The sequence below is a fragment of the Streptomyces sp. genome (assembly GCF_031178505.1).
Taxonomy (GTDB): Bacteria; Actinomycetota; Actinomycetes; order Streptomycetales; family Streptomycetaceae; genus Streptomyces; species Streptomyces gulbargensis.
Window position 1 is genome coordinate 1 of record NZ_JAPSIW010000569.1, and the last position, 4,662, is coordinate 4,662.

Here is a 4,662-nt window from a genome sequence, read left to right on the forward strand (position 1 = left end):
CTTCGCGTGGGCTTGCTCACACAGCGGCGCCCACCGGGGCGCCACCACCCGTTCCAGCGACCCGGGAGGCCCGGGGAGAAGAGGTACCGATGAACAGCGTGACGAAGATCGACGGGGGACAGGCCCTGGTCACCGGAGGCGCCAGCGGCCTCGGCGCCGCGATCGTCCGCAGGCTCGCCGCGGCCGGCGCGTCCGTCCTGGTCGCCGACGTGCGCCAGGAGGCCGCCAAGGAGCTGTGCGAGAACCTGCTGGCCGAGGGCCGGCAGGCCCGGCCGGTCGCCCTGGACGTCCGCGACCCCGAGGCCGCGGCCGAGCTCTTCGGCGATCTCGACACCACCGGCCAGACCCTCGACGTCCTGGTGAACTGCGCGGCCGTCGACGTCACCAAGCCGGTCACCGAGCTCACCGCGGAGGAGATGAGCCGCGTGGTGACCACCGACCTGCTCGGACCGATGTACCTGTGCCGGGAGGCGTACCGCCGGATGGTCGCCCGGGGCGGCGGGCACATCGTGAACATCCTCTCCACGGCCGCGCTCCGCACCTGGACCGAGGCCGGACCGTACTCCGCCGCCAAGTCCGGCCTGCGCGCCTTCACCCACACCCTCTTCAAGGAGGCCCAGCGCGACTGCCCCGGCATCGGCGTCACCGGTGTCGTCGCGGGCGGCATGGAGACCCCGTTCATCATGGAGCGCTTCCCGGAGACGGACGTCGCGCTCCTGCAGAGCCCCGACATCGTCGCCGACGCCGTGATGTACGCCCTGTCGGTGCCCGCGGGCAGCGCCGTCGCCGAGCTCGTCGTCGTCCCCCGGCGCGAGGTCTCCTGGCCGTGACCCCCGTGAACGTGCGTGACGAGAGCGACGGAGGTACCCCCTCATGAAGGCCGTCACCTGGCAGGGCCGGCGCAAGGTCTCCGTGGACACCGTGCCCGACCCCGTCCTGCGCGAGCCCACCGACGTGATCGTCAAGGTGACGTCGAGCGGCCTGTGCGGCTCCGACCTCCACCTCTACGAGGTCCTGGGGCCGTTCCTCGACCCCGGCGACATCCTCGGCCACGAGCCGATGGGGGTGGTCGAGGAGGTGGGCCCCGAGGTCCGCCGCCTCGTCCCCGGCGACCGCGTCGTCATCCCCTTCAACGTCTCGTGCGGCACCTGCCCGATGTGCGACCGGGGCCTGCACTCCCAGTGCGAGACCACCCAGGTCCGCGCCCGGGGCACGGGCGCCGCGCTGTTCGGCTACACCAAGCTGTACGGGCAGGTGCCCGGCGGGCAGGCGCAGTACCTGCGCGTCCCGTTCGGGGACACCCTGCCCATCCCGGTGCCCGAGGGCCCGCCGGACGACCGGTTCGTCTACCTCTCGGACGTGCTGCCGACGGCCTGGCAGGCCGTCGAGTACGCCGAGGTGCCACCCGGCGGCTCGGTCGCCGTCCTCGGCCTCGGGCCGATCGGCGACATGGCCGCCCGGATCGCCCTGCTGCGCGGGGCGGAGACGGTCATCGGCATCGACCTCGTCCCGGAACGGCTCGCCCGCGCCGCCCGGCGCGGCGTCCACACCCTCGACCTCTCCGAGCTGGGGGCCGACCTGACCGAGCGGGTCCGGGACCTGACCGACGGCCGGGGGCCGGACGCGGTGATCGACGCCGTCGGCATGGAGGCCCACGGCGCGACCGTCGCCCGCTCCCTGCAGGCGACGGTCGGCCTGCTGCCCGACGCCGTGGCGGCACCGCTCATGCGCCGGTACGGGGTCGACCGGCTCACCGCGCTGCACCTCGCGGTCGAGCTGGTACGCCGCGGCGGCACCGTCTCCCTCTCCGGCGTGTACGGCGGCGCGGCCGACCCCATGCCGCTGTTCGCCATGTTCGACAAGCAGATCCGCCTCCACATGGGGCAGGCCAACGTCCACCGGTGGACCGGCGACCTGCTGCCGCTGCTCACCGACGACGATCCGCTGGGCGTGGAGGACTTCGCCACCCACCGCCTCCCGCTGACCCGCGCCCCGGAGGCGTACGACATGTTCCAGGCGAAGCGTGACGGCGCGGTGAAGATCCTCTTCAAGCCGTGGGAGTGACGGGCCCGCCCCGCACCCCGGAGGGCGGACGCGCCGGAGCGGCGCGCCGCCCTCCCGCCGTACCGCCCGCTGTGCCCCGCCCCCGGGGGGACCCTCGCCGGATGGAGCGGGGAGAACGGGGTAGGCGCCGGGCGGCCGACCCCCGAACCGACCACTTCCGAGGAGGTGTCCTCGATGACCGTTCCCAGCAACCCCGACCCGGACCCCCGCACCACCCCGGGACTCGACCCCCAGGGCGGCCTGCCGCAGGGCGAGACCCCGCCCGCCGAAGCGGGCACCGGCACCGGCACCGGTCCGTACCGGCCGCCCCGCGCGGGCTGGGCCAAGGGCCCCCTGATCATCCTCTGGCTGCTGGTCGCCGTGTGCGCGCTGTTCTTCCTCGTGTACGCGATCGTGCTGGCCACCCGGTGACCGCTCCGCCCGTGCGCAGCCTCCCGCCGGACGGGCACGCGCCGGGGCGATGGAACCACCGTGACGAAACCCTTCGAACGATGTGAGGGGAGGTACCGGTGAAGCCGGACTTCCCGGAACCCGTCACGGCCCGCGGGGGCCTCCGGGGAGCGTGTACGCCACGACCGGACCACCCGACGAGGCGGCTGCCGCCCACCGGGGCATGTCCTGGCAGGAGCCGTGCCACAGCCTGAGGAGCAGGGCACCGACGAGCCGACGGCCGAGGCGGTGCCGAGGGAGAGCAGAGACGTCCGACCCACAGCAGCCCGAGGTCCGTCGCAGCGGGCGGGGCGGCGCGACTCCGCAGAACTGCCGTGAGGTGAAGGCCGACGAGGCCGGCCGCGAGGGCCGCGCCCACGGCACCGACCGGGGCGACAAGGGCGGCGGCGAAGGCGGCGGCGTGCCGCCGGACCAGCGCCCCGACCACCCCTGGGAGCCCAGGGCCTCCACCCGGTGACGCCGGGCTCCCCCCGCCGGGGGAGCCCGGCGTCACGCCGTGGGCGTCACCAGATCGCCTCGACCCACTCCGGGTGGTCGATGAACGGGTTGCGGTTGCCCTGGTAGGTGCTGTGGATGAGGTTGTTGCGGCGCTCCTCGAAGGCGCTCGGCGGGTCCTGCTGGTGCCACTGCTTCAGAACGGCCAGCCTGCCGTGGAAGGGCACGCTGCCGTTGGTCGTCGACTCGTTCGGCTCCAGGTCGGCCCAGGCGTCGTCGCCTTCGTAACGGACGGCCATGTAGAGGATCATGCGGGCCACGTCGCCCTTGTCGGCGTCGCGCGGCTCGAAGGAGTTGCTGTCCGTGTAGCTGCCGGTGGCACCGCTGACCGGGCTGCCGCCGAAGTCCCAGTCCTTGTTGCCGCGGATGCTGTTCACCTGGACGTCGGCCGGCCGCAGGTGGTGCAGATCCGTCCCGGGCCCGGCCGAGGTGCCGAAGCTGCCGTGGGACTGCGCCCACACGTGCTCCCGGTTCCAGTCGCCCACGTCGCCGCCGCTGAGAGCCTTGCTCCGCGAGGTGCCGCTGTAGAGCAGGATCACGTTGTTGCTGTTGTTCGGGTCCTGGTCGGTGACCTTCAGCGCGTTCCACACGGCGTCGTAGGAGATCTTCCGCTGGCTGCTGATGATGGTGTGCAGCGACGCCTTCAGGCTCGGGCCGGTCCTGCCGATCGCGTCCTTGTAGTACGTGTCGTCGTACGCGGTGGTCGTGGCACCGGCGGGCGAGGCGGTGACCGCGGGCAGCGTGAGGGCGACGAACACGGCGGCCAGCGCCGCGGCCCACGCCTTGCGGCGGCCTATGTGTGCAACGGACATGGGGGACCTTTCCCGGGTGAGGGCACGCGTGCGAACGCGGGGTCCGGCTCGGGTCGCCCGCGTTCTACGCGTGTTGACGAGATGTCACCGGGAGGGTGGCACAGCGCCGGGGAGGCCCGTGTAACGGCCGGAAGGCTTTTCCGTGACGGTCCGGCATACGCCGCAACCAACTGCCCCGAACCCGGGACGGATCGGACGCGCCCCCGGCCCCGGCGGCGGACCACCCTCCACCCACCGCCCGCGCCGCGCGCCTCAGCACCCCGGCACGGCCGGCACGGCCGACGCCAGGACGCCGGCCGCCTCACGCAGTCGGCCCTCCCAGGTCCGCCGGTCGAGCCCCACCGTGTACGCGAGGCAGCACGCGCACGGGGGGAGCAGCGCCAGGAACGCCCGCTCCGCGCCCGTCCCCGCCTCCGTCTCCGCCCAGTCCTCCGACGCCAGGCCGTCCGGGGTGATCTCCCCGGCCACCAGGGCAGCCGCCGCCCGGCGCAGCGCGTGCCGCCGGGCCACGCGCCGGCCCGGCGGCACGACACCCGCCTCGGTCAGCGCCCGCTCGAACAGCTCGCGCAGATCGCGGGGGTCCGTGCGGGACGACAGTCCGGCCAGTTCGCGCAGGCCCGGGGTGTCGGCGCCCGCCGCGAGGACGTGGGCCGCGAGCGTCGGCAAGTCCTCCGGCCGCAGGCCCTCCGCCCGGGAGCGGCAGGCCACTTCCCTCAGAGCGTCGAGCCCGCCCGGTGCCGGTGTCGTCCCCTGCGTGCGCATGGCCCCCACGATGCCACCTCCGTCACCGCCGTCCGCCGGCCGGTTCCCCTGTGAGCGGGGCCAGTTGGCCGGGGCGGGG

General features: G+C 74.3%; 6 protein-coding genes. 4 read left to right on the plus strand and 2 right to left on the minus strand.

Annotated features, from left to right (window positions below; genetic code table 11):
- Positions 1-89: 89 nt before the first annotated feature.
- From RIF68_RS27930 to RIF68_RS27945, 4 genes are all read left to right on the plus strand, one after another.
- Positions 90-830, plus strand: a complete 741-nt coding sequence (locus tag RIF68_RS27930; RefSeq protein ID WP_309054073.1) for an SDR family oxidoreductase — start codon at positions 90-92, stop codon at positions 828-830.
- Between the two features lie 43 nt (positions 831-873).
- On the plus strand, positions 874-2,064 hold the full coding sequence (locus tag RIF68_RS27935) for an alcohol dehydrogenase catalytic domain-containing protein (protein ID WP_309054074.1): 1,191 nt from the start codon (positions 874-876) through the stop codon (positions 2,062-2,064).
- Between the two features lie 174 nt (positions 2,065-2,238).
- Positions 2,239-2,475: a DUF6480 family protein gene (locus tag RIF68_RS27940; RefSeq protein ID WP_309054075.1), complete on the plus strand. Its 237-nt coding sequence runs from the start codon at positions 2,239-2,241 to the stop codon at positions 2,473-2,475.
- Positions 2,476-2,833: 358 nt separating this feature from the next.
- Positions 2,834-2,971: a hypothetical protein gene (locus RIF68_RS27945; protein ID WP_309054076.1), complete on the plus strand. Its 138-nt coding sequence runs from the start codon at positions 2,834-2,836 to the stop codon at positions 2,969-2,971.
- Between the two features lie 46 nt (positions 2,972-3,017).
- On the opposite strand, the gene RIF68_RS27950 is transcribed toward RIF68_RS27945, so the two are convergent.
- Both RIF68_RS27950 and RIF68_RS27955 read right to left on the minus strand, forming a co-directional pair.
- Entirely contained in the window at positions 3,018-3,821 is an 804-nt protein-coding gene (locus tag RIF68_RS27950; RefSeq protein ID WP_309054077.1) for an endonuclease, read from the minus strand.
- 252 nt (positions 3,822-4,073) lie between these two features.
- Positions 4,074-4,583, minus strand: coding sequence for a hypothetical protein (locus RIF68_RS27955; RefSeq protein WP_309054078.1), 510 nt, complete (start codon positions 4,581-4,583; stop codon positions 4,074-4,076).
- Positions 4,584-4,662 lie beyond the last annotated feature (79 nt).

Bases quoted from the DNA above. Each gene is read 5' to 3' on its own strand.
- RIF68_RS27930 (WP_309054073.1), top strand. From the start codon at position 90: ATGAACAGCGTGACGAAGATCGACGGGGGACAGGCCCTGGTCACCGGA.
- RIF68_RS27935 (WP_309054074.1), top strand. From the start codon at position 874: ATGAAGGCCGTCACCTGGCAGGGCCGGCGCAAGGTCTCCGTGGACACC.
- RIF68_RS27940 (WP_309054075.1), top strand. From the start codon at position 2,239: ATGACCGTTCCCAGCAACCCCGACCCGGACCCCCGCACCACCCCGGGA.
- RIF68_RS27950 (WP_309054077.1), bottom strand. From the start codon at position 3,821: ATGTCCGTTGCACACATAGGCCGCCGCAAGGCGTGGGCCGCGGCGCTG.
- RIF68_RS27955 (WP_309054078.1), bottom strand. From the start codon at position 4,583: ATGCGCACGCAGGGGACGACACCGGCACCGGGCGGGCTCGACGCTCTG.